The organism is Vitreimonas flagellata, assembly GCF_004634425.1.
GTDB lineage: Bacteria > Pseudomonadota > Alphaproteobacteria > Caulobacterales > Aquidulcibacteraceae > Vitreimonas > Vitreimonas flagellata.
In genome coordinates this window covers 325196-349913 of the sequence record NZ_SBJL01000004.1, presented here as the reverse complement: position 1 = coordinate 349913, position 24718 = coordinate 325196, and the positions used below count along the sequence as shown (strand labels likewise).

At 63.2% G+C, this 24718-nt stretch carries 30 protein-coding genes; 17 read left to right on the top strand and 13 right to left on the bottom strand.

The window, feature by feature from the left end; genetic code table 11:
- Positions 1-99 precede the first annotated feature (99 nt).
- Positions 100-1194 (top strand): DNA glycosylase AlkZ-like family protein, encoded by a 1095-nt coding sequence (locus tag EPJ54_RS17520; protein ID WP_239591008.1) that lies wholly within the window; start codon positions 100-102, stop codon positions 1192-1194.
- A gap of 11 nt (positions 1195-1205) precedes the next feature.
- Complete coding sequence (locus EPJ54_RS17515; protein ID WP_135213042.1) at positions 1206-1577, top strand: hypothetical protein; 372 nt, start codon at positions 1206-1208, stop codon at positions 1575-1577.
- Here the strand turns inward: EPJ54_RS17515 and EPJ54_RS17510 are convergent.
- The 4 genes from EPJ54_RS17510 to EPJ54_RS17495 form a co-directional block, all read right to left on the bottom strand.
- A complete protein-coding gene (locus EPJ54_RS17510; protein WP_239591007.1) occupies positions 1574-1972 on the bottom strand; it encodes a GFA family protein in 399 nt (132 codons plus the stop codon). The two genes, EPJ54_RS17515 and EPJ54_RS17510, sit on opposite strands and share 4 nt — an antisense overlap.
- Entirely contained in the window at positions 1969-4848 is a 2880-nt protein-coding gene (gene polA / locus EPJ54_RS17505; RefSeq protein WP_135213041.1) for a DNA polymerase I, read from the bottom strand. Before polA ends, EPJ54_RS17510 begins: the two co-directional genes overlap by 4 nt.
- A 584-nt stretch (positions 4849-5432) precedes the next feature.
- A complete protein-coding gene (locus EPJ54_RS17500) occupies positions 5433-6335 on the bottom strand; it encodes a DMT family transporter (RefSeq protein ID WP_135213040.1) in 903 nt (300 codons plus the stop codon).
- Positions 6336-6381: 46 nt separating this feature from the next.
- Complete coding sequence (locus tag EPJ54_RS17495; RefSeq protein ID WP_135213039.1) at positions 6382-7182, bottom strand: isocitrate lyase/PEP mutase family protein; 801 nt, start codon at positions 7180-7182, stop codon at positions 6382-6384.
- A 146-nt stretch (positions 7183-7328) separates the two neighbouring features.
- Between EPJ54_RS17495 and EPJ54_RS17490 the strand changes: the two genes are divergently transcribed.
- Positions 7329-9323, top strand: coding sequence for a DUF3857 domain-containing transglutaminase family protein (locus tag EPJ54_RS17490; RefSeq protein ID WP_135213038.1), 1995 nt, complete (start codon positions 7329-7331; stop codon positions 9321-9323).
- On the opposite strand, the gene EPJ54_RS17485 is transcribed toward EPJ54_RS17490, so the two are convergent.
- A complete protein-coding gene (locus EPJ54_RS17485; protein ID WP_135213037.1) occupies positions 9317-9547 on the bottom strand; it encodes a zinc-finger domain-containing protein in 231 nt (76 codons plus the stop codon). The two genes, EPJ54_RS17490 and EPJ54_RS17485, sit on opposite strands and share 7 nt — an antisense overlap.
- 99 nt (positions 9548-9646) lie before the next feature.
- Between EPJ54_RS17485 and EPJ54_RS17480 the strand changes: the two genes are divergently transcribed.
- Genes EPJ54_RS17480 through EPJ54_RS17455 form a run of 6 tightly spaced genes read left to right on the top strand, consistent with a single transcriptional unit; the run spans position 9647 to position 13479 of the window.
- The gene (locus EPJ54_RS17480) at positions 9647-10591 is read left to right on the top strand and encodes an ABC transporter ATP-binding protein (RefSeq protein WP_135213036.1); all 945 of its coding nucleotides are present in this window, start codon (positions 9647-9649) and stop codon (positions 10589-10591) included.
- Positions 10588-11571 (top strand): aldo/keto reductase, encoded by a 984-nt coding sequence (locus tag EPJ54_RS17475; RefSeq protein ID WP_135213035.1) that lies wholly within the window; start codon positions 10588-10590, stop codon positions 11569-11571. The genes EPJ54_RS17480 and EPJ54_RS17475 overlap by 4 nt, the downstream gene beginning before the upstream one ends.
- A 7-nt stretch (positions 11572-11578) precedes the next feature.
- Positions 11579-11785, top strand: coding sequence for a tautomerase family protein (locus EPJ54_RS17470; protein ID WP_135213034.1), 207 nt, complete (start codon positions 11579-11581; stop codon positions 11783-11785).
- Positions 11782-12366 (top strand): phosphorylase family protein, encoded by a 585-nt coding sequence (locus EPJ54_RS17465; protein WP_135213033.1) that lies wholly within the window; start codon positions 11782-11784, stop codon positions 12364-12366. Before EPJ54_RS17470 ends, EPJ54_RS17465 begins: the two co-directional genes overlap by 4 nt.
- Positions 12363-12839, top strand: coding sequence for a DMT family transporter (locus tag EPJ54_RS17460; protein WP_135213032.1), 477 nt, complete (start codon positions 12363-12365; stop codon positions 12837-12839). Before EPJ54_RS17465 ends, EPJ54_RS17460 begins: the two co-directional genes overlap by 4 nt.
- A gap of 19 nt (positions 12840-12858) precedes the next feature.
- Positions 12859-13479 (top strand): HAD hydrolase-like protein, encoded by a 621-nt coding sequence (locus EPJ54_RS17455; protein WP_135213031.1) that lies wholly within the window; start codon positions 12859-12861, stop codon positions 13477-13479.
- Here the strand turns inward: EPJ54_RS17455 and EPJ54_RS17450 are convergent.
- From EPJ54_RS17450 to EPJ54_RS20150, 3 genes are all read right to left on the bottom strand, one after another.
- Entirely contained in the window at positions 13476-14468 is a 993-nt protein-coding gene (locus EPJ54_RS17450) for a hypothetical protein (protein WP_135213030.1), read from the bottom strand. The two genes, EPJ54_RS17455 and EPJ54_RS17450, sit on opposite strands and share 4 nt — an antisense overlap.
- A 101-nt stretch (positions 14469-14569) precedes the next feature.
- On the bottom strand, positions 14570-14974 hold the full coding sequence (locus EPJ54_RS17445; RefSeq protein WP_239591006.1) for an HU family DNA-binding protein: 405 nt from the start codon (positions 14972-14974) through the stop codon (positions 14570-14572).
- A 347-nt stretch (positions 14975-15321) separates the two neighbouring features.
- Positions 15322-16506: an outer membrane protein assembly factor BamD gene (locus EPJ54_RS20150; protein WP_239591005.1), complete on the bottom strand. Its 1185-nt coding sequence runs from the start codon at positions 16504-16506 to the stop codon at positions 15322-15324.
- 73 nt (positions 16507-16579) lie between these two features.
- On the opposite strand from EPJ54_RS20150, the gene EPJ54_RS17435 reads away from it, so the two are divergent.
- Positions 16580-17260: a lysoplasmalogenase family protein gene (locus EPJ54_RS17435; protein WP_135213028.1), complete on the top strand. Its 681-nt coding sequence runs from the start codon at positions 16580-16582 to the stop codon at positions 17258-17260.
- Between the two features lie 3 nt (positions 17261-17263).
- Here EPJ54_RS17435 and EPJ54_RS17430 read toward each other — a convergent pair whose 3' ends face one another.
- The 3 genes from EPJ54_RS17430 to EPJ54_RS17420 all read right to left on the bottom strand — a co-directional run bounded on the left by EPJ54_RS17430 (position 17264) and on the right by EPJ54_RS17420 (position 19830).
- Complete coding sequence (locus EPJ54_RS17430) at positions 17264-18172, bottom strand: alpha/beta fold hydrolase (RefSeq protein WP_239591004.1); 909 nt, start codon at positions 18170-18172, stop codon at positions 17264-17266.
- Positions 18173-18250: 78 nt separating this feature from the next.
- A complete protein-coding gene (locus EPJ54_RS17425; RefSeq protein ID WP_135213027.1) occupies positions 18251-18838 on the bottom strand; it encodes a methyltransferase family protein in 588 nt (195 codons plus the stop codon).
- On the bottom strand, positions 18835-19830 hold the full coding sequence (locus tag EPJ54_RS17420) for an NADPH:quinone oxidoreductase family protein (RefSeq protein WP_135213026.1): 996 nt from the start codon (positions 19828-19830) through the stop codon (positions 18835-18837). The genes EPJ54_RS17425 and EPJ54_RS17420 overlap by 4 nt, the downstream gene beginning before the upstream one ends.
- 85 nt (positions 19831-19915) lie before the next feature.
- Between EPJ54_RS17420 and EPJ54_RS17415 the strand changes: the two genes are divergently transcribed.
- The 5 genes from EPJ54_RS17415 to EPJ54_RS17395 are packed head-to-tail and all read left to right on the top strand — an operon-like array spanning position 19916 to position 22253.
- Positions 19916-20203: a hypothetical protein gene (locus EPJ54_RS17415; protein ID WP_135213025.1), complete on the top strand. Its 288-nt coding sequence runs from the start codon at positions 19916-19918 to the stop codon at positions 20201-20203.
- 34 nt (positions 20204-20237) lie between these two features.
- On the top strand, positions 20238-21095 hold the full coding sequence (locus EPJ54_RS17410; protein WP_135213024.1) for an isoaspartyl peptidase/L-asparaginase family protein: 858 nt from the start codon (positions 20238-20240) through the stop codon (positions 21093-21095).
- A gap of 11 nt (positions 21096-21106) precedes the next feature.
- Complete coding sequence (locus tag EPJ54_RS17405) at positions 21107-21403, top strand: MliC family protein (protein ID WP_167755812.1); 297 nt, start codon at positions 21107-21109, stop codon at positions 21401-21403.
- 17 nt (positions 21404-21420) lie between these two features.
- Complete coding sequence (locus EPJ54_RS17400; protein ID WP_135213022.1) at positions 21421-21741, top strand: hypothetical protein; 321 nt, start codon at positions 21421-21423, stop codon at positions 21739-21741.
- Positions 21741-22253, top strand: coding sequence for an RNA methyltransferase (locus EPJ54_RS17395; RefSeq protein WP_135213021.1), 513 nt, complete (start codon positions 21741-21743; stop codon positions 22251-22253). Before EPJ54_RS17400 ends, EPJ54_RS17395 begins: the two co-directional genes overlap by 1 nt.
- Here EPJ54_RS17395 and EPJ54_RS17390 read toward each other — a convergent pair.
- Positions 22250-22486, bottom strand: a complete 237-nt coding sequence (locus EPJ54_RS17390) for a DUF805 domain-containing protein (RefSeq protein ID WP_239591003.1) — start codon at positions 22484-22486, stop codon at positions 22250-22252. The genes EPJ54_RS17395 and EPJ54_RS17390 overlap by 4 nt on opposite strands.
- A gap of 101 nt (positions 22487-22587) precedes the next feature.
- On the opposite strand from EPJ54_RS17390, the gene rlmN reads away from it, so the two are divergent.
- Together rlmN and EPJ54_RS17380 are read left to right on the top strand one after the other, a co-directional pair.
- Complete coding sequence (rlmN, locus tag EPJ54_RS17385; protein WP_135213020.1) at positions 22588-23748, top strand: dual-specificity RNA methyltransferase RlmN; 1161 nt, start codon at positions 22588-22590, stop codon at positions 23746-23748.
- The gene (locus tag EPJ54_RS17380) at positions 23745-24257 is read left to right on the top strand and encodes a GNAT family N-acetyltransferase (protein WP_135213019.1); all 513 of its coding nucleotides are present in this window, start codon (positions 23745-23747) and stop codon (positions 24255-24257) included. Before rlmN ends, EPJ54_RS17380 begins: the two co-directional genes overlap by 4 nt.
- A 160-nt stretch (positions 24258-24417) precedes the next feature.
- Here the strand turns inward: EPJ54_RS17380 and EPJ54_RS17375 are convergent, their stop codons facing one another.
- Positions 24418-24687, bottom strand: a complete 270-nt coding sequence (locus EPJ54_RS17375) for a hypothetical protein (protein WP_135213018.1) — start codon at positions 24685-24687, stop codon at positions 24418-24420.
- Positions 24688-24718 lie beyond the last annotated feature (31 nt).

Sequence of the window (24718 nt, the reverse complement as noted above, 5' to 3'; positions counted from 1 at the left end):
CTTTCCCCAACAAAGATGGGGAGGATTGCCGGTGGGCTGGCGGGTCGCCTTAGCGGCGCTTTTCAATCCGGCGCCGCGCCCGGCGCAAGCTTGAGCAAAGTGACCCGACCCTCCCCCACCATCTCGGCGCTTCGCCATTATGCGGTGACGCGGACCCTGTTCGCGCCCACGACTCTGGCGCGGGCCATCGACAAACTGGGTTTCGTCCAAGCTGATCCCATCCGTGCGCCCGCGCGCGCCCAAGACCTCACTCTGCGCCATCGGGTCCGAGACTATCGCGCGGGTGATTTGGAGCGTGCGTATCCGCGCCTCGCGATCGAAGAAGACTTCTTCGTCAATTACGGCTTCGTGCCCCGCAAAGTTCACGCGCTCATGCACCCGCGCACAGCGCGTAAGGCCTGGCCGAACTCGCGACGCGACAAAGCAGACGCTGTGCTCGAATTCGTACGCGCCCAGGGCGTCGCGCACCCACGTGACGTGGACGCCCACTTCCAGCACGGAAAAGCGCGCAATTGGTTCGGCGGGTCCAGCAACGCCAGCACCCAATTGCTGGACGAAATGCACTATCGCGGTCTGGTGCGCATCGCGGCGCGACAAGGCGGCGTTCGACTCTATGCCGCGCGCGAGATCACGCCGCCGCCAATTGATGTGCAACGCGCGATGGATGCGCTGGTCAGCGTGATCGTAAAAAAATATGCGCCCCTGCCCGAGCGCTCGCTCGCGGAATTGATTGCGAGGCTGCGCGGCGGCGCACCGCAATGGGCCAATCAGACGCGCGCCGCGCTTGATCGTGCACGTGCATTTTATCCATCGACCGAAATTGATGGCGTTCGTTGGTTCTGGCCCACGAAGGACTCGCCGTTCGCGACTACGGCGCGCGACAGCCCCGAAAGTGTGTGTCTTCTTGCACCCTTCGATCCGCTCGTTTGGGATCGTCGCCGTTTCGAATTGTTTTGGGGGTGGGCCTATCGGTTCGAAGCGTATGTACCCTCCACGAAACGCGTACGCGGGTACTACGCTTTGCCCCTGCTATGGCGCGACGAAGTGATCGGTTGGGGCAACCTGTCGATGATCGACAACCGACTCAACGCCGAATTGGGCTATGTGAAGGGTGCGCCGCCGCGCGGCGCGGCTTTCAAGCGCGCGCTTGATGACGAGCTTCAACGCTTTGAGCAATTTCTCGGTCGCAACTAAGGAGTGAGCAGATGGGCTGGCGGGTGCTGTTCGCCTTGGCGGCGCTTTATAATCTGGTGGTTGGGGGGACGATGCTGGCGACGCCGTCGGCGCTTGCGCCGCAGCTTGGCGTCGAAGGCCCCGGCGCCCCGTTCGCGCTGATGATGTCAGGCTTGCTGATCGCGATGTTCGGCGTCGGTTACGCGCTGGTGGCGCGCGATCCGGCGGGCAATCGCGGCATCGTTTGGATCGGCATGATCGGCAAAATCGGTGCGGCGGCTTTGGGGACGATCCAATACCAAGCCGGCATCGTGCCGTTTTCGACCTTCGCACTCGGCATGGGCGATCTGGTGTTCGTGGCGCTGTTTGCGTTCTTCCTCTGGCGCGGGCCGCGACCGGCTTAGTCGTCGTAGCGACTGTTTTGAAAATTCGGCAGGCCGTCGCCGAACTTCACCCAGGCGAGATCGTGACTGAGCCAGGAATGATGCGTCGGCGGGGAGGCATTCGGATCGTCGAGCGTTGCGGTGGCGACATCGAGGAATGAATCATCGTCGTCGCGCGCGTAGGTGAGCTGCGCGCCGCATAGGCTGCAGAATTGGCGCGAGATCCCCGGCGATGATGCGTAGTGCGCGGGCTTGCCTTTGGTGATGGCGAAAGCGTCGGGATCGACGCTGACCCAGGCGACCACAAGCGCGCCGCTGACACGCCGGCACGTGGCGCAATGACAGATCATGCTGCCCATCGGCGCGGCGGAAAGCGCATAACGGATCGCGCCACAATGACAGCCGCCGGTGATCAATGCGCCGCTCCCCACGTCGCGCCCGCTTTTGCTTCCACTGTGAGCGGCACACTGAGCACAGCCGCCGGCTCAGGTGCGGCTTCCATCACGGTTTTCGCGAGCTTGCAGAGGGCGTCGGCTTCTTCTTTCGGCGCTTCGAACACAAGTTCGTCGTGCACTTGGAGCAGCATGCGCGCGTGCAAGCCGCTGCGCGCGAGGGCGTCGGGGAGGCGCACCATCGCGCGGCGGATGATGTCGGCGGCAGCGCCCTGGAGCGGTGCGTTGATCGATTGGCGCTCGCCGAAGGCGCGTTCTTGGGCGTTCTTCGATTGCACGCCTTTGACCCAGATGCGGCGGCCGAAAATGGTTTTCACATAGCCATTGGCGCGCGCGAACGTCTTTGTGGTTTCCATGTAATCGCGGATGCCGGGGAAGCGTTCGAAATAGCGCTTGATATAGGCGCCCGCTTCCTCGCGGCCGATGCCGAGATTGCGCGCGAGGCCGAAGGCGGAAATGCCGTAGATGATACCGAAATTGATCGCCTTGGCGTTGTTGCGGATTTCCTTCGGCATGCCTTCAACGGGCACGCCGAACATCTCCGACGCGGTGCGCGCGTGAATATCGACGCCATCCGCGAAGGCTTGCTTCAGCTGTGGGATGTCAGCGACGTGCGCGAGCAAGCGGAGTTCGATCTGCGAATAATCGGCGCTGATCAGCACATTGCCCTTCTCGGCGATGAACGCCTCGCGAATGCGGCGGCCTTCTTCGGTGCGGATCGGGATGTTCTGCAGGTTCGGATCGTTGGAGGAGAGACGACCCGTTGTCGTGGAGGCGAGCGCGTAGCTTGTGTGCACGCGGCCAGTTTGCGGATTAATCGCTTGGCCGAGCGCTTCGGTGTAAGTGCTGCGCAGCTTGGAGAGTTGGCGCCATTCGAGCACTTTGGCGGGGAGTTCGTGCTGCTCGGCGAGGTCTTCGAGGATGGTCGCGTCGGTGGACCAGGCGCCGGTTTTGGTTTTCGAACCGCCTTGCAGCTTTAGTTCATCGAACAGAATTTCGCCGAGTTGCTTCGGCGAACCCAGATTGAATTCCTTGCCGGCGAAACCATACGCCTCCTGCTCATATTGCAGCATACGTTGTGCGAAATCGCCGGAGAGACGCGAGAGCATGTGCGGATCAATCTTGATCCCCTCGCGCTCCATCGACGCCAGCACCGGCGGCAGCGGGCGCTCGAGTGTTTCGTACACGGTGACGAGCCGTTCGCTGGCGAGTTGCGGCTTGAGTTTGCGCCACAAACGGAGCGCAGCATCCGCATGTTCGGCCGAATAGAGCGCTGCTTTCTCGACGGGTGCAGCCTCGAAGCCGATCTGCGCTTTGCCTTTGCCGATAACGTCCGCGAGTGACGCCACTTGATGGCCGAGATGCTTTTCGATCAGCGACGCCTTGTCGTGATCGTCGAGCCCGCCGAACAGCGCGTAGGAGATCAGCATCGGATCGTCGTAGGGCGCGAGGGTGATGCCGTGCTTGGCGAAAAGCGCGATATCCCATTTGATGTTGAGGCCGATCTTTTGGACTGACGCGTCCTCCAGCAACGGCTTCAACGCGGCAAGCACCGACGGCAGTGCGATTTGCGGGCCGCTATCGCCAGCCGCCGCGCCTGGATCGGGCTGTTCGGCGGCGAACAATTCACCGGCGCGCGGATCGGCGCCGCGATGGCCAAGCGGGATGTAGACCGCGTCATTGGCAGCGAGGGAGAGTGAGATGCCAACGAGATGCGCACGTGCGGCGTCGAACGAATCCGCTTCGGTGTCGAGCCCGATCGCGCCAGCTTTGCGCGCGCGCGCGATATAGGCTTCAAGCGTCGGCAAATCGCGGACGATTTTGTACCCGTCGCGTTTGAACTGGGTCTCAACTTGTTCGAGCACCGGACCACTGCCCGCTGTCGTCACAGCACTTTGCGGCGCGCTGGCGCCCGCCGCGTACTGCGCGACGATCTGGATACCCTTCTCTTTCGCATAGTGTTCGCGCACGCGGCGGGCGAGCGTACGGAATTCCATCGTGTCGAGGAAGGTGAGCAGCATCGAAGGATCGGGATCGCGGACGGCGAAGGCCTCCCACTTCTCTTCGACCTCGACATCATCTTTCAAAGTGACCAGCTCACGCGAAAGCCGGATTTGATCGGCGAAATTGATCAGCGTCTCGCGGCGCTTCTGCTGCTTGATCTCGCCTGCGCGTTCGAGGATGGCGTCGAGCGAGCCGAATGTATTGATGAGTTCAGCCGCTGTCTTCGGGCCAATGCCGGGCGCGCCGGGGACGTTGTCGGTGCTGTCCCCGATCAGGGCTTGCGCGTCGATGACCCTATCCGGCGTGACGCCGAATTTTTCCATCACCGCTTCAGGACCGAGCGCGCGGTTCTTCATCGGATCGTAGAGCTGGATTTGGCCGTCCACGATCAGCTGCATCAAATCCTTATCAGAGGAGACGATCTTCACCTGCGCGCCGGTCGCTGCCGCTTGGCGCGCGTAGGTGGCGATGAGATCGTCCGCTTCGAAGCCGCCCATTTCGATGCAGGGCAGATTGAACGCGCGCGTCGCGTCGCGGATCAGCGGAAATTGCGGCACCAAATCTTCAGGCGCCGGCGGGCGATGCGCTTTGTATTCGGGATAGAGCTTGTTGCGGAACGTGATCTCACTCTTGTCGAAGATGACGGCGAGGTGCGTCGGCGCCTCGCTCCCCTTCATCTCCTCCAGGAACTTCCACAGCATGTTGCAAAAGCCCGCGACGGCGCCAACCGAGAGCCCGTCGCTCGCCCGCGTCAGCGGCGGCAGCGCGTGATAGGCGCGGAAAATGTAGCCGGAGCCGTCAATGAGGAAGAGCCGGGGCGATGTACTTTTAGCCATGCCCCTATCTAGGCATTTCCCGTGTTTGAGCCACCCCTGAATCGGCGCAGCACGTCGCATCGAGACGGCAGACCGTGCGAACGTCAGCGCGCGCGGCGAGCGCGACACAGGTCAGCTCGGCCGCGCTAAGCGAGCCCGGCTCGCGATCTGGATACCGCAGCGCGGCGCTCAGAGGCGTATCACCATGCAGATTGAGCGCGCGCATCTCACATTGCGAAAGATAGGGCTGCGATAGGCCAAAAAGCCAAACCAGCGCGTGCCGCCACTCATGTAGTAGCAGCCAGCGTCCAAGCCGGCCCCTTCGCAAGAATCTCGATAAACAGAGAGTTCAATATCGTGCTGATCCTGTATCGCCCAAGGCGATCCTGAATAGCCAGGCGGATACGGCTCGTGTGCGCTACATTGCGCGCTCGCAGGCAAAGCCGCGTAATTTGCATCGGATTGTTCCAAAACTGGCCGCGCCGCGAGCCAAAGCACAGAGGCCGACATGAAGACAATCGCGCCTGTCAAAGCCAAGGCGGCAATGCAGATTCGGACAACCCAGGACCACCTCTCATGAGCTTAATGCCGGTTTCGGATCGTCTCTAGTCCGGCAGCGGCGGGGCGCGTTTCTTGGCGAGCATGGATTCGCGGATGGTGATGAAAAGCGTCGAGCCGATGACGATGGCGGCGCCAACGATGGTCCAGATGTCGAGCAATTCGTGGAAGATGAGCAAGCCCGACAAGGCGGCCATCGGCAGGCGGGTGTAGTCCATCAAGGCCATGAGCGAGGCGTCGCCCGCAGTGAGCCCGCGCGTAAAGCAGGTTTGCGCCAAAACGCCGGACACGGCGAGCAAAAGAAAGATGCCCGCATCGCCCCAGCCGGGCATTGTCCAACCGAACAATGCCAGCGGCAGTCCGAGCACGGTCGTGGCTGCATTCATCCAGAGCACGAGCGATAATGTCGAATGATCGCGCGACAAGTCTTTGATGGTGACGACCGAATAGGCCATCAGCAGCGCCGATGTGAGCGCGGCGAGTGAGGCTAGAGTGAATTGCATCTCCGTCGGCCGCGTCATCACCAGCACGCCGATGAAACCGACAATGAGCGCGCCTTGGCGCCACGGCCCTACCTTTTCGCCCAACAAGAGCATCGCCAGCAGGACGACAAAGAGCGCGCGTGCGAATGAGAGCGATTGCGCGGTGGCGAGCGGTAGATTGGCGAAGGCGTAAAACGCCAGCAGCACGCCGATGGCTGAGCCGATGCAGCGCCGCGCCATCACCCAAGGCCGGGGCGTCGCCCAAGCGCTCGGCCCCGAGCGGAGCACCGCCGGCAAGAGCAACACGACACCAGCGGCGCAGCGGAAGAACACCATCTGCGACTCGGCGTAGCCCTGCTGCGCCAGATGCTTGATGCAGGCGGTCATGATCGTGAAGCAGGCCGCGGACGCCAGCATCCACAACACGCCCCGCATGTTTCCAGAGAGTGTGACGCGCGCGGCTGTCATGAGCGCGGCTTTGGTGCGCGCCGCCGCCCCGCGCGTCAAGGCCGAGCTAGGCGCCGAACAGTTTGTTGTAGTTGAGCTGCTCGCCCCGGCGCGGCCAGAGCGTTTCGGACGAGCCTGACGCTAGGAAATCGACCGTAGCAGCGCGCAGACCTTCCATCGCAGCGGCGAAGGTCGAGGTGCCAGCGCTCAGGCGCTTCACGCCGAGCGCTTTGAGCTTGGCGGCGTCCGGCAAGCGAGGCCACGCGATGACGTTAAGCAGCATGCCGCAGCGTTCAGCGATGGTCGCGATCTCGCTTTCAATCACCACGCCGGGCGCGAACAGACCGCTGGCGCCGGCGTTCTTGAGCGCGGCAGCGCGGCGCAGGGTTTCCTCAACCGCTTGCTTGGCGGGCACGAGCTGCTTCAAGTACACGTCCGTCCGCGCATTGATATAAAGATCGATACCCGCCCGCACCGCCGCTTCGCGCGCGGCTTCGATTTTGCGCACGTGCAGATCATGCGCGGCCGCGCCGTCTTCGAGATTGATACCGACCGCGCCGGCGTTGATCAGCGCCGTGACGTTTTCGGCGACGTGCTTTGGATCGTCGGTATAGCCGCCTTCGGCGTCGGTGCTGATCGGCACGCTGACGCTCCGGGCGATGTCCTCGATCACGGTGACGAGCTTAGCGATCGGGAAACGATTGCCGTCCGCATAGCCGTGCGCCCAGGCGACGGCGGCGCTCGATGTGGCGATGGCTTTAGCGCCGTGCTCCTGCGTGAGCCGCGCGGACGCTGCATCCCAGGCATTGGGCAACACGAGAAAGTCTTGGTGCAGGGCGTGGAAAGCGGCGGCTTGAGCTTGGCTCATGTGGGGCGTCTCCTCTGCCGCTCACATAGGGATGACGCGCCGCGGGCGCCCGCCAAATTCGGACACTAGCTTTTTCTTCATGTTCCGCCGCCCGCGCACGTTGTCCGGCTTTCGGGGCCGGGCTAAGCCGGTAGCCGAGGTGGGGAATGGATCAACAAACAATTGGCTACCGGGAAATCACGCCCGGCGCACGGGTGGCGCCGCCGGCGGATTGGGTGGACCTCGCGCCCTATACGGTGCCGCAGACCGCTAACCCGCATTTCATCGCGCAAGGCGTTTGCGTCCTCTTGGACGATTCCCAGATCGACCTGGCGGGCGAGGATCGCGCCTGGTTTTATCGCCGCGCCGAATTGGTGACCGCGCCTGCGGGCGCCGAGCGCGTGGCGCAATTCAGCGTCAATTTCGATCCAGCGTTTGAGCGCGTCGATGTACACTCGATCGCGGTAATCCGCGGCGGCCAACGCATTGAGCATACCGCCACCGCCTTCTTCGAAGTGCTGCGCCGCGAGCGCAACATGGAGCGGCTACAGTTCGACGGCCGCCTCACGGTGCATTTCACCATTCCCGACGTCCGCCAGGGCGACGTGGTGGAAACCTCTTACACGCTGTTCGGCCAACGCAAGTCGCTGCTGGGCAAGCACGGCGCCTTCATTGGCCTGGAGTGGGGCGTGGGCATCGTTGAAGTGCGGCTGCGCCAGCGCACGCCGAAGGATCGCGTGGTGTTCGAACGCGCGTTCAACAACGCGCCGGTCGGCGAGCAGACCGAAGCGGACGGCGTAATCGATCGCCGCTGGCGCATGCTCGAGCGGCCAGGCATTCGCGGCGAAGCGCTGACGCCGCCTTGGACAATCCAGACGGCGGCGCTGCAGCTCTCGGAATGGCGCGATTGGGCCGAGGTCGCAGATGCCTTCACCCCGCTTTACGCGCATGAAGGCCCGCTGCCGGACGAGGTCGAGCAGGAAATCGCGCGCATCCAAGCGACGGAGACCACGCCGGAAGGTCGTGCGGCGGCCGTGCTGCGCTTTGCGCAGGGTGCGGTGCGTTATCTCGCGATCTCGATGGGCGAAGGCGGCTACACGCCGCGCTCACTCGCCGACGTGTGCGCAGCGCGTTACGGCGATTGCAAGGACAAATCGAAGCTCTTCACGCAAATGGCGTTGCGCTTGGGCCTCGACGCCTGCCCTGCGCTCGTCAACACGTTCGACGGCTACGCGCTGGATGAGCGCCTCCCCTCCGCGCAAATGTTCGACCATTGCGTTGTGCGCTTGGCGATCGGCAAAAAAGTGTATTGGCTCGACGCGACGCGCCAAGTGCAAGCGAGCCCGCTCGACAAGCTCACGCAATGCTATTTCGGCTGGGCGCTGCCGATGCGTGCGGGCGTGACGGCGCTGGAGCGCATGCCCGATCCGAACCTGCCGCACCTCGTGGAATCCTACGAGAACGTGCAGCTGCGTGCGTTCGACGAACCCGTGCGCTACGAGTGGAAGACGATTTATCGCGACGCGCGCGCCGAAGCGATCCGCGAGCAATTCGCGCGTGAAGGCGCTGTGAGCGTGTTCAAGGCCTATGCCGAAGACGTGCAGCGCACCTGGCCGAAGGCGCAAGTCGTCAGCCAAGACATCATCGAAGACGATGTCGTCAACAACACCTTCACCGTGCGCGAAGTGTACGACATCCACGACGCTTGGACGCCGGCAGGGCCTGCGGCGCACAATTTCGCGACGCGTGATCTCGCTATCGCCGGCTCGCTGCTGCCGCTCGATCCAGGCGATCGCAAATATCCGATTTATCTGGGCCAGCCCGGCAAACGCACGCGCCATGTCGAAGTGCGGACGATGAAGCAACATGAGGGCGGCTGGACGCGCGATCAGCGCGCGTCAACGCTGCTGCACTCGGACGAGATGAAGGTGAAGGACGGCGGCAAGCTCCTGGTGATCGACCAGGTGCTCGACATCAAAGCGCTGACGCTGCCGGCAAAGGAAGCCGAGGCTTACCGCAAAGTTGTCGCCAATCTCAGCAACAATGAATTGGTCGTGACCGAAACCGATCTGAAAGCCGGCAACAAGCTCAGTGTCTGGACGCTGATCGGCTGGCTCATCGCCGGCATCATCGTGCTCTACTCGTTTGTCAGTCGTCAGTGACCGTCAGCGCCGTCGGCCAGGACAAAGCGGCGGTCGCAATAGAGGCATTCGACGAAATGCTCTTCGCCCATGTCGTAGAACACGACCGGGTGGCCGAGCGCGCCGCCGCCGCCATCGCACTTCACGCGCTTCGAGGTGACCGTGATCACTTCCGGCGCGGGTAGCGCATCCGGGTCGCCGGGTGTCGCGGAATCGGTGCGCGGATTATGCTGGAGCTTACTCATTTATCGGCCGGCGGGTTGAAGCGGATTACCGGGGCACGTACCTAGAGCGCATCGCGCGTCCGCGCAATGCGACCTCCCGGCCAAGGCACACAAGCACACATGCTCGCACCCTCAACGCCGCCCGAATACGCTATCGAAGCGCGCGGCCTCGATAAAACCTACGGGGCCCAGGGTAAGGGCAAACCGACCCACGCTTTGAAGGCCGTCGATCTGGCCATACCGCGCGGCTCGTTCTTCGGCCTGCTGGGGCCGAACGGCGCCGGGAAGTCGACCTTCATCAACATCCTGGGCGGGCTGGTGAAGAAGTCGGGCGGCGCGGCCTCGATCTGGGGCCATGACATCGAAGCCGATCCGATGAATGCGCGCGGCGCCATCGGCATCGTTCCGCAAGAATTGAACATGGACCCGTTCTTCTCCCCCGCCGAGGCGCTGGAGATTCAGGCCGGCTATTACGGCGTGCCCAAGAGTGAGCGGCGCACGGAAGAGATTCTGAAGGCCGTCGGGCTTTGGGAAAAGCGCGACGCGTATGCGCGCACTTTGTCCGGCGGCATGAAGCGGCGCCTGCTGGTGGCGAAGGCGATGGTGCATGCGCCGCCGGTGCTGGTGCTGGATGAGCCGACCGCCGGCGTTGACGTCGATCTGCGTCGCCAGCTTTGGGAATACGTGCGTTCGTTGCACGCCAGCGGCGTGACCATCGTGTTGACCACGCACTATCTCGAAGAAGCCCAGGAGCTCTGCGATACGATCGCCATCATCAACCACGGCAACGTCATCGCCTGCGAGCCGACGCACAAGCTGATCTCGCGGCTGGATCGGAAGACGCTGGTGGTCACGCCGCGCGAGGCGATCGCGCTGCCGATCACGGGCTTTGAAGACGTCACGTTTGCCATGCGCCCGAGCGGTGCGCTGGCCGTGACCTACAGCACCGGCGCCCATTCTGTGGAAGAAATGCTCGACCGCGTGCGCAAAGCCGGCATCGCGATCAAAGATCTCTCGATCGAAGAACCGGATCTCGAAGACGTGTTCGTGGAGCTAACAGCATGAAATACGTCAATCTCGGCAAGAGTGGCCTCAAAGTTTCGCGCATCTGCCTCGGTACGATGGCGTACGCGGACGGCGCGGGCGGCGGGCATCCCTGGGCGCTGAACGAAGAGGCGTCGCAGCCCTTCTACAAGCTCGCCTTTGAAGCCGGCATCAATTTCTTCGACACCGCCAACGTCTATTCATTCGGTACGAGTGAGGAATTTCTCGGCCGCGCCGTGAAGAAATACGCCAAGCGCGAAGAAGTGGTGATCGCCACGAAAGTGCATGGCGAGATGCGTCCCGGCGATCCGAACGGCAAAGGCCTGTCGCGCAAAGCCATCTTCACCGAGATCGATCACAGCCTACGCCGCCTCGGCACAGATTATATCGACCTCTACCAAATTCATCGCCTCGATCCCGAAACGCCGATCGAGGAGACGCTGGAAGCGTTGAACGATGTCGTGAAGGCCGGCAAAGCGCGCTATATCGGCGCCTCCTCCATGTTCGCTTGGCAATTCATGCAAGCGCTGGCGCTGCAAAGCGCCAATGGTTGGGCGCGCTTCATCTCGATGCAGAACCACGTGAACCTGCTCTATCGCGAAGAAGAGCGCGAAATGCTGCCGCTCTGCATCGACCAAGGCATTGGCGTCATCCCGTGGTCGCCGCTCGCGCGTGGGCGGCTGACACGTCCTTACGGCGACACGACCGAACGCAGCGAGACCGACAAGTTCGGTACGTTCCTTTATCGCAAGACGGTCGAGAGCGATAAACAAGTGATCGATCGCGTTGGTGAGATTGCCGAAGCACGCGGCCTGCGGCGCGCGCAAATCGCGCTCGCGTGGTTGTTGGCGAAGCCGGGAATCACCGCGCCGATCGTCGGCGCAACGAAGCCTGCGCAATTAGAAGATTCGATCGCCGCTCTCGACGTCACGCTCAGCGCCGAAGAGATTAAGCGGCTCGAAGAGCCCTACGTGCCGCACGAAATTTCCGGTCACACCTGAGGATGATATGCCTTACGTCAACATAAAGATCACCAAGACTGGCGCGACGGCCGAGCAAAAGGCCGAGCTGATCAAGGGCGCGACAGAATTGCTGCAGCGCGTGCTCAACAAGAACCCCGCCACCACTGTCGTCGTGATCGATGAAGTCGAGACCGACAATTGGGGCGTGGGTGGCGAAACGGTCACCGCACGCAATGCTAAAGCGTCGCGATGAACCCGCGCCCGCTGATCGCGATGGCGCTCGCGGTTGAAAGCGAAGGATTGATCGAAGCCGCCGGCTTTGACGTCGTTTACACCGGGCTCGGCAAGATCAACGCCGCCTACGGCCTGATGAAAGCGCTGACGGACGCAAAGGTGCGCGAGGTAACTTATCCCTACGTGCTCAATCTCGGCTCTGCTGGAAGCCATGAATTCGCACGCGGCGTGTTGGTGGAAGCTGATCGCTTCGCACAGCGTGATATGGACGTGACGGGGCTTGGCTTTGCGCTAGGCGCGACGCCGTTTGAAGACGTGCCCGCGACGCTCGAAATGCGGCGACGCTTCCCTCATTTGGCGAGCGCAACATGCGGCGCCGGCGATTCATTCCTGCAGGGGCAATCGCCCATTCCGTGCGGGCTGGTCGATATGGAAGCTTACGCCTACGCGAAGGTCTGCGCGCTTGAGGGCATAGCGTTCGCGTGTGTGAAATTCGTCACCGATGGCGCCGATGACGCCTCTCACCAAGATTGGCAAAAGCACGTGACGGACGCGCCGCACGCGTTCGCGCCGCTGCTCAAGGATTATTGCGCAACATGAATACGCAAACGCTCGCCTTCTACGCCGCACTTTCCATCGTCGCGGGCGTGCTGATCCCGATCATGGCGGCGTTGAGCGGCGCAATGGGGCGGACGTTCGACAATCCGCAAGTCGCTGCGCTGATCGTTGTCGGCGGCGCGTTTGCGATGGTGGCGGCGTTCACGATCGCTACGGGTGGCGCGGCGTTCGATTGGCGCTTGCTGAAGAGCGCGACGCCGCTGCAACTCGTCGCCGGCTTTGGCATGGCGTTTTATTTGCTCTCGGTCACTTTCCTCGCGCCGCGCTTTGGCGTCGGCAATGCAGTGATGCTGGTGGTGGCTGGCCAGATCGCCTCCTCCGCCATGATCGACCATTTCGGCCTGTTCGGCGCGCCGCATAAGCCGATCGATCTGATGCGCGCAGCGGGCTTGGCGATCATGGTCGTCGGCGTCGTCATCGCGCAGATGGCCGCGAACCGGCCGGCTGTGAATTAGAAATTCCCAACGCCTCATCATGCGCTATCAGCTCTTCATCTTCGATTTCGACGGCACTCTGGCCGACAGCGGGCCTTGGATGTTCGAGGCGATGAACAAGGTGGCGGCGCGGTTTGGATTGCGCCAGCTCAGCCGCGAACGGATCGAGGAGTTACGCGGTAAGGACAATCGCACGATCATGCGCGAGGTCGGCGTGAGCTTGTGGCGGCTGCCACAGATCGCGACCTATGTACGCCGACTGGCTGACGAGGCGCCACCGCCGCCCCTGTTCGACGGCGTGCCCGAGATGTTGCGGACGCTGCATGACGCGGGCGCCAAGCTGGCGATCGTGAGTTCCAATTCTGAAATAACGATCCGACGCGCCTTAGGCGCGGAGAACGCGGCATTGATCTCGCGCTTTGCCTGCAATGCGTCGATGTTCGGCAAGGCTTCGAAGTTTCGCGAAGCGCTCAAGCGGACTGGCGTGAGCGCCGCGCACGCCATAACGATTGGCGATGAGACGCGCGATATCGAGGCGTCGCGAAAGGCCAAGATCGCCTGCGGCGCGGTCGCTTGGGGCTATGCGACGCCGGCTCTCCTGCGCGCGCATGCGCCAGATCACCTATTCGACACGCCCGCAGAAATTGCCGCACTCGTCTAGCGCAACGCGCGCTCCAGCATGGCGGGCAGTGTCTCAGCACCATCGCCGAAGGCGTGGCGGCGCCAGCGCGGGCCGGCGATGCGATCAAGCGCGAGGGCGAGCGCGATGCCTTCATTCTGCGACCACCAGCGGCCACGTCGCGCAAAATGCGCCATCGCGATCTCTTCGGAGATGTCGCCGCCATTTGGATCTATCAGCCAACGATAGCCGGCCCATTGACCGGCGCCTTCAAGCGTCAGCCAGATGTACTCGGCTTCGCTGAGATAGGCGTCGTCACCCACGAACCAACGCGTGTGGCGCGCGTGCATGAGCGCCAGCGCCTCGCCTGCATATTGGCGGGCGCCAGCCCGATCCGGTGCGGCGGCGGCTTGGAACAACAAATCTGTTTCGCGCGCGATCGACGCTTCGAACGCCGGATCATCGCCAAAGCGATATTGGATCGTGTCGTCGTTGAAATCCTCGGGGAGCTGATTGAACTCGACCAATGCACTCATGCGCGCGCCATAGGTGTCAACCTGGGCCAGGTGCGCGCCTTCGTGCAGCAACACGGCGACCATCATGGTCTCGAGCCCCAGCGCGTCATTGCGCACGCCAGCCGCCTCCCAGAGGCTCGGCGTGGACATGACGAAGAAATCGTCATCCCCGCCGGCATCGGCGAACGAGGTGACGCTGGCTGGCATTTTATCGCCATTGGGCAGCTCGATCTCGCCATCATGCGGCGTGGCCGTCCAGATGATGGCGTCGAGACTTTCGGCGGTGAGCGCATTGGGGCTGACCAGGACGCAGGCTTCATCAAAGAACACGGTGTCGAAGGCTTGGCTGACCTTGGCGCCGGTGATGGCGTCTGCGCTGTAGCGCCAGGCGCCGAGCGCACGATTGATCCAGGCGCGATCGGCGGCGGAGACATCGCACGCAGCGGGTTCAGCGCGCGCGCCGGACCCGACAAGCGCCGAAGCGGCCAAAGCTGCTGCAATCAGGATTGCCCGCACGCGCGCTTCTCCACTCCACGAAAAACGGCCGGCGCTTCGTAGCACGCCGGCCGTCTCGACAACCCGAAAGGGTCATTTCAATTTGCGTCGTCGCGCCGCCCTTAGCGGGCGACAGCGGCCTTCATCACGGCCGACTGGCGGAACGCCAGCTTCTTCGACGCCTTGATCTTCACCGGCTCACCCGTTTGCGGGTTGCGGCCCATGCGGGCCTTGCGGGCGCGGATCATGATCATGCCGATGTCGCCGATCTTAACCTTGGCGCCCTTCATGACGTAGGCCTTCACGACGTCGAGGTAGCCTTCGGTCAGCGCCTTGGCTTCCGACTTCTTCACGCCGAGGTGGTCGGCGACCGTTTGCAACAGGGCCGACGCGGTGACCGTCTTGCCGGCCGTCGCGGTGACCTTCACGGCCTTCGGCGCCGGCGCAGCGGCCTTCTTCGCCTTCTTGGCCGGGGCCTTCTTCGCAGGCGCCTTCTTCGCGGCCTTCTTCACAACTTTCTTCGCCATTTGCATTCCTCTCTGAAAAGGTTGTCGTGCGTTAAACTCAACGAAATCGCCGATAATGCGCGGTTCTAATGACCTCTACTCACCGGCGACGTCCCGAGTGATGACACTCAAATCTTGATGGAGCGTGACTACGCTTCCCCACAAGTGCGTCAAAAACCCCTGTTTTTCGGGCTTTTTGCACGTCTGCGCGGATTCCCTGACACGCCCCCCTCTGAGTCGCAATGCAAAAAAGCTGATTTACCGGGGTTTTGGCCGTTCGCGACGCAGCGCCGCAGGCGCAGTGTTGCGCGAAAACCCAGGTTTCCGCGCGAAACCGCGCTGCTTTGGCACGCTCACCTCTCCGACGATCAAGGTTCGTTCGTCGTGATTCCAGTGCTGTGCGGATCCGTTTGCTGCGCCGGTGGCGGTGGAGGTGGAGGAGCTGGTGGTGGTGGTGGTGGTGGTGGTGGTGGTGGTGGTGGTGGTGGCGGTGGTGGCGGCGGTGGCGCAGCGGGCGGCGACGGCGGTGCTGGCGGTGGCGTCACAGGCGGACGCGGGCGCGGCGGATTGTTGCCGTGTTGTGGCGGTGGCGGCGGTGGGTTCGTGTTTGGCGGAGGTGGAGGCGGTGGCGTAACTGGCGGTGGTTGCGGAGGCGGATTGTTCTGCGTTTCCTGCAATTGGCGAATACGGCGACGCGCATCGTCGCGATAGCGACCGTCGCGCTGGTTGCTCAGATAGAATTCGTAGGAATCGATCGTGTCGCGGCGTGTGGCGCGATCCCAAGCGTTCCGATCCTCGGCGCGGAGATAATAGATGCGCTGTTCCGCATCGTAACGGTGCACACCATCGGAATAATCACGCAGATAATCCTCGTACTCGCGAATGCTGTCGCGACGGCGCGCTTGATCCCAAGCGGCATCGTCCAGGAAGCGGAAATGATCGAGCGCGCGACGGGCTTCGATCGCATAGGGCGAGCGCGGATAAGCGCGCAGGAAATCGGCATAGCCGCCGGGCGCATTGAGCCGGCGCGCGCGAATCCAAGCGCCTTCGTCCGTGTTCCAGAGATAATTGAGCCGCGCCTGCGCCTCCTCGGCGTTCGCGCCGCTCGGCCATGCATTGAGAAAGCCTTCATAGGCCTCGATCCGGTCGATGCGCGCCGCTTCCGCCCATGCTGCGCGCTCCGCAGCGGCTAAACGCGGCGCCGCCAGTGCTGCGCGACGGGCTTCGGCACGGCCGGCGTCCAGGCCCCAAGCATAGAGCGAGAGATAATTCTCGTAGGCCGCCTCGGTGTCGATCTGCGACGCGCGGGCCCACGCTTCACGCTCCTGCGCCATCAAGGCCGCCACGCGCGCACGGGCGCCTTCGGCGTTCGGCCATGTGCTGTAGGTGCGGAGATATTCTTCGTAGGCGAAGGGCGAATCTTGGCGTTGGGCGTTGAGCCAGGCCTGCGCCTCAAGTTCTTCCGGCGTCGTCGGCGGCGTGGCGCACGCGGCCAAGAGCGCGGCGACCGAAGCCGCGGCCAACATTTTTATGCGCCAAAGTGGAGACGCCATCACTACCCCCTATGCCCTCAATTCAATGTAACATCGCTCTACCTGAACGGCGATAGAATCGAAGGGCCATTTGATGGGTATGGAATTTGGTCCGGCGTTTTGGGGGCTCGCCGCTTTAGGCACGGCCGCGGCGATCGCGTACGGCACATATTTTCTGAACCGACCGCATGGCTGGTTGCGGGCCAGCGTGAAGACGCTGTTCATGGCGGCGTTCGCAGGCGCACTCCAGGTCGCAGGCGCGCCGGCGCCTTTGATCTTGGCGGTGATCGCGTCGGCGTTCGGCGATTTCTTCCTGGCGTTCGACAAGAAATGGCTGCTGCCGTTCGGCATCCTCTCCTTCCTGATCGCGCAATTGCTTTACGTGCTGATCTTCGGCGCGGTGTGGTTCTTCTCGGGCGACAATGCCCCCCTGCTGCCGCGCTACATTGCGATGGCTCTCGTGATCGCGACAGCGATTGGGTTCTTGATCTGGATGGCGCCGAAGCTGGGCTGGATGGCGCTGGGCGTCGTGCCCTATGCCCTGGCGATCACTTTGATGGGCGTCGCGGCCATGTGGTTGCCTTGGCCGGGTTGGCCCGCGATGATCGGCGCGCTGAGCTTCCTGGTGAGCGACTTTGTGCTCGCGGCGGAGCTTTTCCGCTTGCCGCCAGATTCACCGGCGCGACGTGTCACCGCGCCGGTGGTGTGGTGGACCTACGCCGCTGCGCAAATCCTGATCATCTGGGGCGTGCTGCGCCTGGCGCAGACGATGTGAGCGTCACTCGGCGAGGAAGGTGCGTACTTCGCCCATGAAGCGATCGAATTGATCGATCATGATGAAATGGTAGCTCTCTTCAATCTTCACGATCCGCGCTTGCGGCACGCCTGCGTATGAGATGCGCATGTACGCATCGTATTGCTCGGGTGTGATCGGCGCTTGCGGCGGGATGACGTAAAGCACCGTCATGGGTTGTGTGATGTTGCCAAGCTCTGGGCGCAGATCGGTGACGATCAATTCGTGGAACGCGTTGGCGATGGTGGGCACGTTGCTGGTGCGGGCATGTTCGATGATGGCCGGGCGTGCGGCTTCGGTGCGAACCATGCCGTCGATGGTCTGGCGGGTTTGCTCCGACACCACGCCTTGCGGCGACAAGCGCATGATCGTGCGGATTTGATCCGCCATCGGCGTCACACTTTCGGCCGTGGCATTCGCGCCGCCGAACATGGCGCCCATGAACGGAAACATGTCGACGACCATCAGCTTGCCGACCAGATCGGAATGGCGCGCCGTGAGCATCATCCCCATCGTGCCGCCCATCGAATGGCCGATCACGGCCGGACGCTGCAGGCCTTCTTCGCGAATGTAGCGCGCGATCTCTTCGGCAACGGGCGCCGCCACCGGGCCATCGCCATTGGCCCCGACCGGTGCGCCGGCAAAGCCGTTCACTTGCACCATGTGCACGCGATAACCGTCGCCCAACGCCGCGACGGTCGTGTTCCAGACTTCGCGCGAAGAGCTGAGACCCGGGATGAAGATCACATCGCGGCCTTCGCCTTGTGTGGTGATGCTGATGCGCTCGGAGGTAAAGCCGGCGGACGGCGCGTCTGACGCGGCTGGTGTGCTCGCACAAGCGGCCAGCATGGAAGCGGCCATCACAAGGCCAGCCAAAAAACCGCGTCGTTTCATTCTAAATCTCCGAGATCGGGTTCGACCTAAGCGGCGCGCGCCATCATGGCAACCCGCTCCCTCCTATCCGCCGCCGCTTCAGCGCTCGGATGCGGCCGGCGAAATTTTTGTGAATGGCAAAAGCATCGGCACGCGACGGCGGTAAGCAGCGTATGCACCGTCGCCCAGATCGCGGCGCAAGAACCGCTCTTCCAACTTTGCGCGCAGCGACACGCCGGCGATCAGCACGAGCGCACCCGCGATCGCCTCGATGCGCCCGCGTTCCGCCGCTGTCGCCATCGCCGCAAGCAGAAGCCCCGCATACACGGGATGGCGCACGATGCCGTAAGGGCCGGTATCGACGATGCGATGGGCTTCAGTCGGCGCGGAAGTGCTCGACCATAAGGGGCCGAGATGCAGCCGCGCGGCCCATGTGAACAAGAGCCCCGCAGCCACGAGTGCAAACATCGCCCAGCCCAGAGCGGCGGGCGTCGTCCACAACACTGCGAAGCCGACGGGATAATAAGACGCGATCAGCATCACGAGCGCGGCGAGCGTCAGCACCCGGCTGGGGCTTTCGGCGCCGAGATCGTGATGCGACGCAGTGCGCGCGCTCCATCCCGCGGCCATGACCCATGTGACCAACCACAGGAGCCATGCCGCGACGATGGCCGCGCCCGCACTCATTCCATCGTCACCACGAGCTTGCCCGTGGCGGTGCGATCCATCAGTGCGCGAATGGCTTTGCCGCCTTCGGCCAAAGGGAAACGCGCCGAGATGCGCGGCTTGATTTTGCCGTCGGCATAGAGCTTGAACAATTCCTGCATGTTCGCCGCGTGGCCCTTGGGATCACGCGCAACCGCAGCCCCCCAGAACACGCCAACGATCGACGAGCTCTTCAAGAGCGTGAGATTGAGCGGCGGCGTTGGGATGCCGGCCGGGAAGCCGATCACGAGATAGCGGCCCTCCCAATTCATCGCGCGCAGAGCCGGCTCGCAATAATCGCCGCCGACCGCGTCATAGACGATGTCGGCGCCGCCGCCGGTGGCTTTCTTGAACGCCTCTGCGAGGTCCTTGCCCTGCTGCTTCGACATGCCGGAGGCCGGATAGATCACCGTCTCGTCGGCGCCGACGCTCTTGGCGAACGCGGCCTTCTCCTCGGTCGATACCGCGCCGACGACTTTCGCGCCCATCGCCTTCGCGAGTTCGATTGCCGCGACGCCGACACCGCCCGCGGCGCCGAGCACAAGTACGGTCTCGCCGGCCTTGAGTGCGCCGCGATCTTTCAGCGCGTAATACGAGGTGCCGTAGGTGAGCACGAAGGCGCTCGCTTCATCGAACGGCATGCCTTCTGGAATTGGCGAGGTGCGATCAGCCGGCGCCTTCACTTTCTCCGCATAACCGCCCCAGCCGATCGAGCCGATCACGCGGTCGCCGACTTTTACGCGCGTCACGCCCTCACCGACGCTTTCGACAATGCCGGCGATCTCGCCACCCGGCGCAAACGGGCGCTCGGGTTTGAATTGGTATTTGTCTTCGATGATCAGCGCGTCTGGGAAGTTCGTACCGGCGGCCTTCACCGCGATCACGACTTCGCCCGGCCCGGCGACGGGATCGGGCAGCTCGGTCAGTTCCAGGCTTTCCGGCGGACCAACTTGTTTGCTCAGCAGCGCTTTCATCGTGACTCCCTCGCGGCCGGGCTCGGCCGACGTCGTACGTACAATTCTTCTAGCCGGCTTGGCGCCGAGGGTACAAACTAGCGCTATGACGCGGCGTGGCTACTTCATCCGTTTGGCATTTTCGGTCGTCATCGACCTCTTTGACCTGACCTTGGGGCGCATCCCCATTTTTGGCACGGTCACGGAGGGCGTCGGCACGGTGGTGTTGTTCGCCATGTGGGGGCCGGCTGGCCTCGTGAACCTCTGGGAAATGGTCGACTTCACCGACCAGGCCGATGGTTTCATTCCTACCGCCACTTTGGTCGCGCTTTATGTCGGTTGGCGCGAGGGGCGTCTGACGGGAAAAACCCAGCTGCCCGCCGAGCGCCCATAGCGCAAATTCCGTGGAGGCAGGCTATAGAGCCGCCATGAACGGAAACTGGGCCATCGCGCTACATGGCGGCGCCGGCGCGATCGCAGAACGCGCCTATCAGCAGGAAGAAGAACATATGGCCGCCCTGCTCGATCGGGGCGCGGCCATGCTCGCCAAAGGCATGTGCGCGCTCGACGTGGTCGTGGCGATGGCCGGCGCGCTGGAAGCGAGCGGCTTGCACGTCGCCGGCAAGGGCGCTGCGCCGAACGCGGCCGGTGTCGTGGAGCTTGATGCATCGGTGATGGATGGCGCGACGCGCGCGGCGGGCGCGGTGGCGGCGTTGCGCGGCTTTATCTCGCCCGTGCGCGTGGCGCGCGGGGTGATGGAGAATACATCACACGTGCTGCTGGTCGGCGATGGCGCCTCGGCGTTTGCCGGCGAACAAAGCTTCGAGCGTGTGGACGACCCGAAGAGCTATTACGTTCCGGCTGAGAGCGGCTTGCCGGGCGCTGGCACCATCGGCGCGGTGGCTTTGGATACGAGCGGCAAGCTGGCGGCGGCGACCTCGACGGGCGGCTTGCATGGCAAGATGCCCGGCCGCGTCGGCGATACGCCGATCATTGGCGCCGGCTGCTGGGCCGATCAACGTGCGGCCGTCTCCTGCACCGGGCTTGGCGAATATTTCATGCGCGTGAACGCCGCCGCCGATGTATCAGCGCGTATCGCCTACGCTGGCCAAACGCTGGAAAGCGCTGCGGCGGCTGTGATCGAGGACGTGCGCGGCCTGGGCGGCTATGGCGGATTGATCGCGGTGGACGCGGCCGGCAATGTCACCGCGCCGTTCGCCAGCCAAGGCATGAAGCGCGGGCTCGCCAATGCGCGCGGCTTGCGTGAAGTGAAGACGTTTAGATGAGAGGTCCCGCCATGAAGAAACTTGTTCTGGGCGTTGCGCTGCTTGCGCTCGCGGCCTGCGCCAGCACTGGTCGCGCGGGCGGCCCGCGTACGGATTGGCGTTGCACGGGCGGCGCGGCGTTCTCGGTGCGGTTTGATGGCAATTCGGCGGAAGTGTTCGCAGGCGGGCAACTTTACAATCTGCCCGTCGCGCAATCTGGCTCCGGCGCGCGCTATTCGAACGGCAGCGTCGAATATTGGGAACACCAGGGCGAAGCCACGCTGAACGGCGCGGCTGGCGGGCCCTACACGAATTGCCGCCACGGCTAACACGGAGAGAAACTCCAATGCGGAAGATCATTGTGCTCGGCGCGGCGTTGCTGACGCTCGCCGCCTGCCAAAGCGCGCAGAGTTTGAGCGAGGGCGAACGCCTGAATTGGCGCTGCGCCAACGATAAGGCGTTCAGCCTACGCTTCGCGGCGGGCGCCGCGGAAGTGTACGCTGGCGGCGAAACGCACCGTCTGCCGCAAATGGGCGAAGGCGCGTATTCGAACGGCACCGTGATTTATACCGAAGCCGGCGGCGGCGCATCGCTCACCGGCGTGCATGACGGCCCGTACGAAAATTGCCAACGCCGCCGCGGCGATTGGTGGCTCAGGCTCTGGTAATGCGCGGCTATTTCGGGATTGGGGCTGAGGGCATTTCGAAGCCGATGAATGTGGGCGCGCTGATGCGCACGGCGCATGCGTTTGGCGCGAGCTTCTTCTTTACGATCGACGCGCATCCGAAAGTGCGTGAGGCCTACAATAGCGACACGTCACGCAGCTTCGATCACGTGCCCTATTATACGTGGGACAATTTGGAAGCGATGCGGCTGCCGAAAGGCTGCGCGCTGGTTGGCGTTGAGCTGACGGATGACGCCGTGGAGCTGCCGCGGTTTCAGCATCCGCAGGCGGCTGCTTATGTGTTGGGCCAGGAGCGCGGCTCGCTCTCGCCGGAGCTGGTGAAACGCTGCGCCCACATTGTGCAGATCCCGACCAAGTTTTGCTTGAATGTCGGCCTCGCCGGCGCGCTCGTCATGTATGATCGCCTGCTCGCGCATGGCGGCTACCCCGCCCGCCCGATCATGCCAGGCGGGCCTCCGCCAGAGATGACGGAGGCCCTACGCGTGAAGCGTTAGGATTGGGCTTTCTTGAGCGCCGGCCAGTCCGCGAACGCGAACCAGATGATGACGATGAAGTTCACGATCGGCACGAGCAGCAGAAGCGAAAGCCAGCCCGAGAAGCCGGCCTTCGAGAAGATTTTCCAATAGAGGAAAATGAAGAAGACGATGACGGCGAGCCAGACCAGGCCCATCGCGCCCATTATGCCGGCCATCGCGGCCGTCGGATCGCCGCTGCTATAATCATTCATGGTTTTGCTCCCTCCCTCATGGGAGCCGGAACCTAAACCTGCAAAAACATGGCCCGCAAGGGTTACCGCGCCCGCTCACGAGAGGGTTAGGGATTGCGGCGATGCAGCATCATCCCCATAACGCCGCCATGAGCGTTGCTCTGCCCTCTCTCGCCGGGCTTTCCAAGCCGGCTTTGGCTGAAAAGCTTGTCGCCATTGGCGTCGAGCCGAAGAAGGCGCGCATGCGCGCCGAACAGCTGTGGCGTTGGATTTACCATTATGGCGTCACCGATTTCGCGGCGATGACCAATGTCGCCAAGGAATTGCGCGCAACGCTCGCGGAGCACTACACGCTCGCGCGCCCGGAAATCGTCACCCAGCAGATCAGCACCGACGGCACGCGCAAATGGCTGATCCGTTTGGGGCCGGGCACCGAAGCGGAAGCCGTGTTCATTCCGGGCGTCGGCAAGGCGGGTGCGCTCTGCGTATCGAGCCAAGTCGGCTGCACGCTGAATTGCACCTTCTGCCACACCGGCACGCAAAAGCTGGTGCGCAATCTGACCGCCGCCGAGATCGTCACGCAGGCGATGATCGCGCGCGATGCGCTCGGCGAATGGCCGACGCAAGAGCGCCCGCTCAATGACGGCGACCGTGAGCTCACGAACATTGTGTTCATGGGCATGGGCGAGCCGCTCTACAATTTGGACAATGTCGCTGAAGCGATCGACACGATCTCGGACGGCGATGGCATCTCGATCGGTCGCCGCCGCATCACGGTATCGACGGCGGGCGTCACGCCGAAGATCAAAGAACTCGGTGAGCGCACCGGCGCGATGCTGGCGATCTCGCTGCACGCGACGAATGACGAGCTGCGCAATCAGCTCGTGCCGCTGAACAAGAAATACAATCTCGAAGAACTCTTCGCCGCGATCCGCTCGTATCCAAGCCTCGGCAACGCCAAGCGCGTGACGTTCGAATACGTGATGCTGAAGGGCGTGAACGATTCACTGCCCGAGGCGAAGGCGCTGGTGAAGCTGCTCGCTGGCGTGCCGGCGAAGATCAATCTGATCCCTTTCAATCCGTGGCCCGGCACGAATTACGAATGCTCGGATTGGGCGACGATCGAAGCGTTCGCCGAAGTGCTGAACCGCGCCGGCTATTCCTCACCGATCCGCACCCCGCGCGGCCGCGATATTCTCGCCGCCTGCGGCCAGTTGCGTAGTGAGAGCATCAAACAACGCGCCAGCGAACGATTGAAGGCCGAAGCAGAAGCCGCGCAATGAGCGCGCCAAGACTTGAAAGGCCGGGCATCGTGCTCCGTGCGCTTGAGCTTGGCGACGCCGACGCGCTATTCGCTGCGCATGGCGACGAACGCACACACCATTATTGGTCAAGTCCCGCGCATAAAAGCGTGGAAGAGACCGCGACCTATATTCAGGGCACGCTCGACATCGCCGGCGCGCATGCCTGGGCGATCACAACAGATGGCGGCCAGGCGCTCGGACGGATTGGATTGTTCGTGGAGCGTGAAGGCGTCGGCGAGATCGGCATCATCCTGCGCCCGGATGCGGCGGGGCGTGGCTTCGCTTCGAAAGCGCTCAATCTTGTCGTCGCTTATGGTTTCGAAACGCTCGATCTCCACCGCATCGCCGCCGACATCGATCCTGACAATACGGCATCACTCAACCTCTTCCTGCGCAACGGCTTCGAACGCGAGGGCTTGCTGCGCGGCAATTGGAAGACGCACATCGGCATCCGCGACACCGTGATGCTCGCCAAATTGCGCGGCTGATTAGGGCGCTGTCGCCGGCGCCTGATCTGGCGTTGGCGTGCATTGCGAATGCACCGCCATGCAAGCACTGCCGCCACGCGCGCGACATCCGCCAATCGCCGTGCGCACCGCGTCGTCCTGCCCGTGCGCCCACGCCAAACCGCGTGCGCGTTCCGGCCGGCTAATCGCAATCGCCGCGCGCAAGCAGCACGTTCGAGCGCAGACGCAGCGCGTCGTTCTGCGCGTCGAGATCGATGGATTCATTGAGCGCCATGAGCGCCGCAGCTTGATCGCCACTTTGATAGGCGGCTTCAGCTTGGGCGAAGAGCTCGCGCGCACGCGCCCGATCAACGTCGCTCGGCCCAGGCCAAATGCCCAGCAACACCAGCGCCAACACGCCGCAAGCGATAAGCACCAAGGCGCCTGCCGCGAGCTTCAGCCAAATGCTCATGGCCTCCCCCGAGCCCACAAAACCCTAAATT

Coding starts and splice junctions, on each gene's coding strand:
- EPJ54_RS17515 (WP_135213042.1), top strand. CDS start 1,206: ATGGGCTGGCGGGTGCTGTTCGCCTTGGCGGCGCTTTATAATCTGGTG.
- polA (WP_135213041.1), bottom strand. CDS start 4,848: ATGGCTAAAAGTACATCGCCCCGGCTCTTCCTCATTGACGGCTCCGGC.
- EPJ54_RS17500 (WP_135213040.1), bottom strand. CDS start 6,335: ATGACAGCCGCGCGCGTCACACTCTCTGGAAACATGCGGGGCGTGTTG.
- EPJ54_RS17495 (WP_135213039.1), bottom strand. CDS start 7,182: ATGAGCCAAGCTCAAGCCGCCGCTTTCCACGCCCTGCACCAAGACTTT.
- EPJ54_RS17490 (WP_135213038.1), top strand. CDS start 7,329: ATGGATCAACAAACAATTGGCTACCGGGAAATCACGCCCGGCGCACGG.
- EPJ54_RS17485 (WP_135213037.1), bottom strand. CDS start 9,547: ATGAGTAAGCTCCAGCATAATCCGCGCACCGATTCCGCGACACCCGGC.
- EPJ54_RS17480 (WP_135213036.1), top strand. CDS start 9,647: ATGCTCGCACCCTCAACGCCGCCCGAATACGCTATCGAAGCGCGCGGC.
- EPJ54_RS17475 (WP_135213035.1), top strand. CDS start 10,588: ATGAAATACGTCAATCTCGGCAAGAGTGGCCTCAAAGTTTCGCGCATC.
- EPJ54_RS17470 (WP_135213034.1), top strand. CDS start 11,579: ATGCCTTACGTCAACATAAAGATCACCAAGACTGGCGCGACGGCCGAG.
- EPJ54_RS17465 (WP_135213033.1), top strand. CDS start 11,782: ATGAACCCGCGCCCGCTGATCGCGATGGCGCTCGCGGTTGAAAGCGAA.
- EPJ54_RS17460 (WP_135213032.1), top strand. CDS start 12,363: ATGAATACGCAAACGCTCGCCTTCTACGCCGCACTTTCCATCGTCGCG.
- EPJ54_RS17455 (WP_135213031.1), top strand. CDS start 12,859: ATGCGCTATCAGCTCTTCATCTTCGATTTCGACGGCACTCTGGCCGAC.
- EPJ54_RS17445 (WP_239591006.1), bottom strand. CDS start 14,974: ATGGCGAAGAAAGTTGTGAAGAAGGCCGCGAAGAAGGCGCCTGCGAAG.
- EPJ54_RS20150 (WP_239591005.1), bottom strand. CDS start 16,506: ATGGCGTCTCCACTTTGGCGCATAAAAATGTTGGCCGCGGCTTCGGTC.
- EPJ54_RS17435 (WP_135213028.1), top strand. CDS start 16,580: ATGGGTATGGAATTTGGTCCGGCGTTTTGGGGGCTCGCCGCTTTAGGC.
- EPJ54_RS17430 (WP_239591004.1), bottom strand. CDS start 18,172: ATGAAACGACGCGGTTTTTTGGCTGGCCTTGTGATGGCCGCTTCCATG.
- EPJ54_RS17425 (WP_135213027.1), bottom strand. CDS start 18,838: ATGAGTGCGGGCGCGGCCATCGTCGCGGCATGGCTCCTGTGGTTGGTC.
- EPJ54_RS17420 (WP_135213026.1), bottom strand. CDS start 19,830: ATGAAAGCGCTGCTGAGCAAACAAGTTGGTCCGCCGGAAAGCCTGGAA.
- EPJ54_RS17415 (WP_135213025.1), top strand. CDS start 19,916: ATGACGCGGCGTGGCTACTTCATCCGTTTGGCATTTTCGGTCGTCATC.
- EPJ54_RS17410 (WP_135213024.1), top strand. CDS start 20,238: ATGAACGGAAACTGGGCCATCGCGCTACATGGCGGCGCCGGCGCGATC.
- EPJ54_RS17405 (WP_167755812.1), top strand. CDS start 21,107: ATGAAGAAACTTGTTCTGGGCGTTGCGCTGCTTGCGCTCGCGGCCTGC.
- EPJ54_RS17400 (WP_135213022.1), top strand. CDS start 21,421: ATGCGGAAGATCATTGTGCTCGGCGCGGCGTTGCTGACGCTCGCCGCC.
- EPJ54_RS17395 (WP_135213021.1), top strand. CDS start 21,741: ATGCGCGGCTATTTCGGGATTGGGGCTGAGGGCATTTCGAAGCCGATG.
- EPJ54_RS17390 (WP_239591003.1), bottom strand. CDS start 22,486: ATGAATGATTATAGCAGCGGCGATCCGACGGCCGCGATGGCCGGCATA.
- rlmN (WP_135213020.1), top strand. CDS start 22,588: ATGCAGCATCATCCCCATAACGCCGCCATGAGCGTTGCTCTGCCCTCT.
- EPJ54_RS17380 (WP_135213019.1), top strand. CDS start 23,745: ATGAGCGCGCCAAGACTTGAAAGGCCGGGCATCGTGCTCCGTGCGCTT.
- EPJ54_RS17375 (WP_135213018.1), bottom strand. CDS start 24,687: ATGAGCATTTGGCTGAAGCTCGCGGCAGGCGCCTTGGTGCTTATCGCT.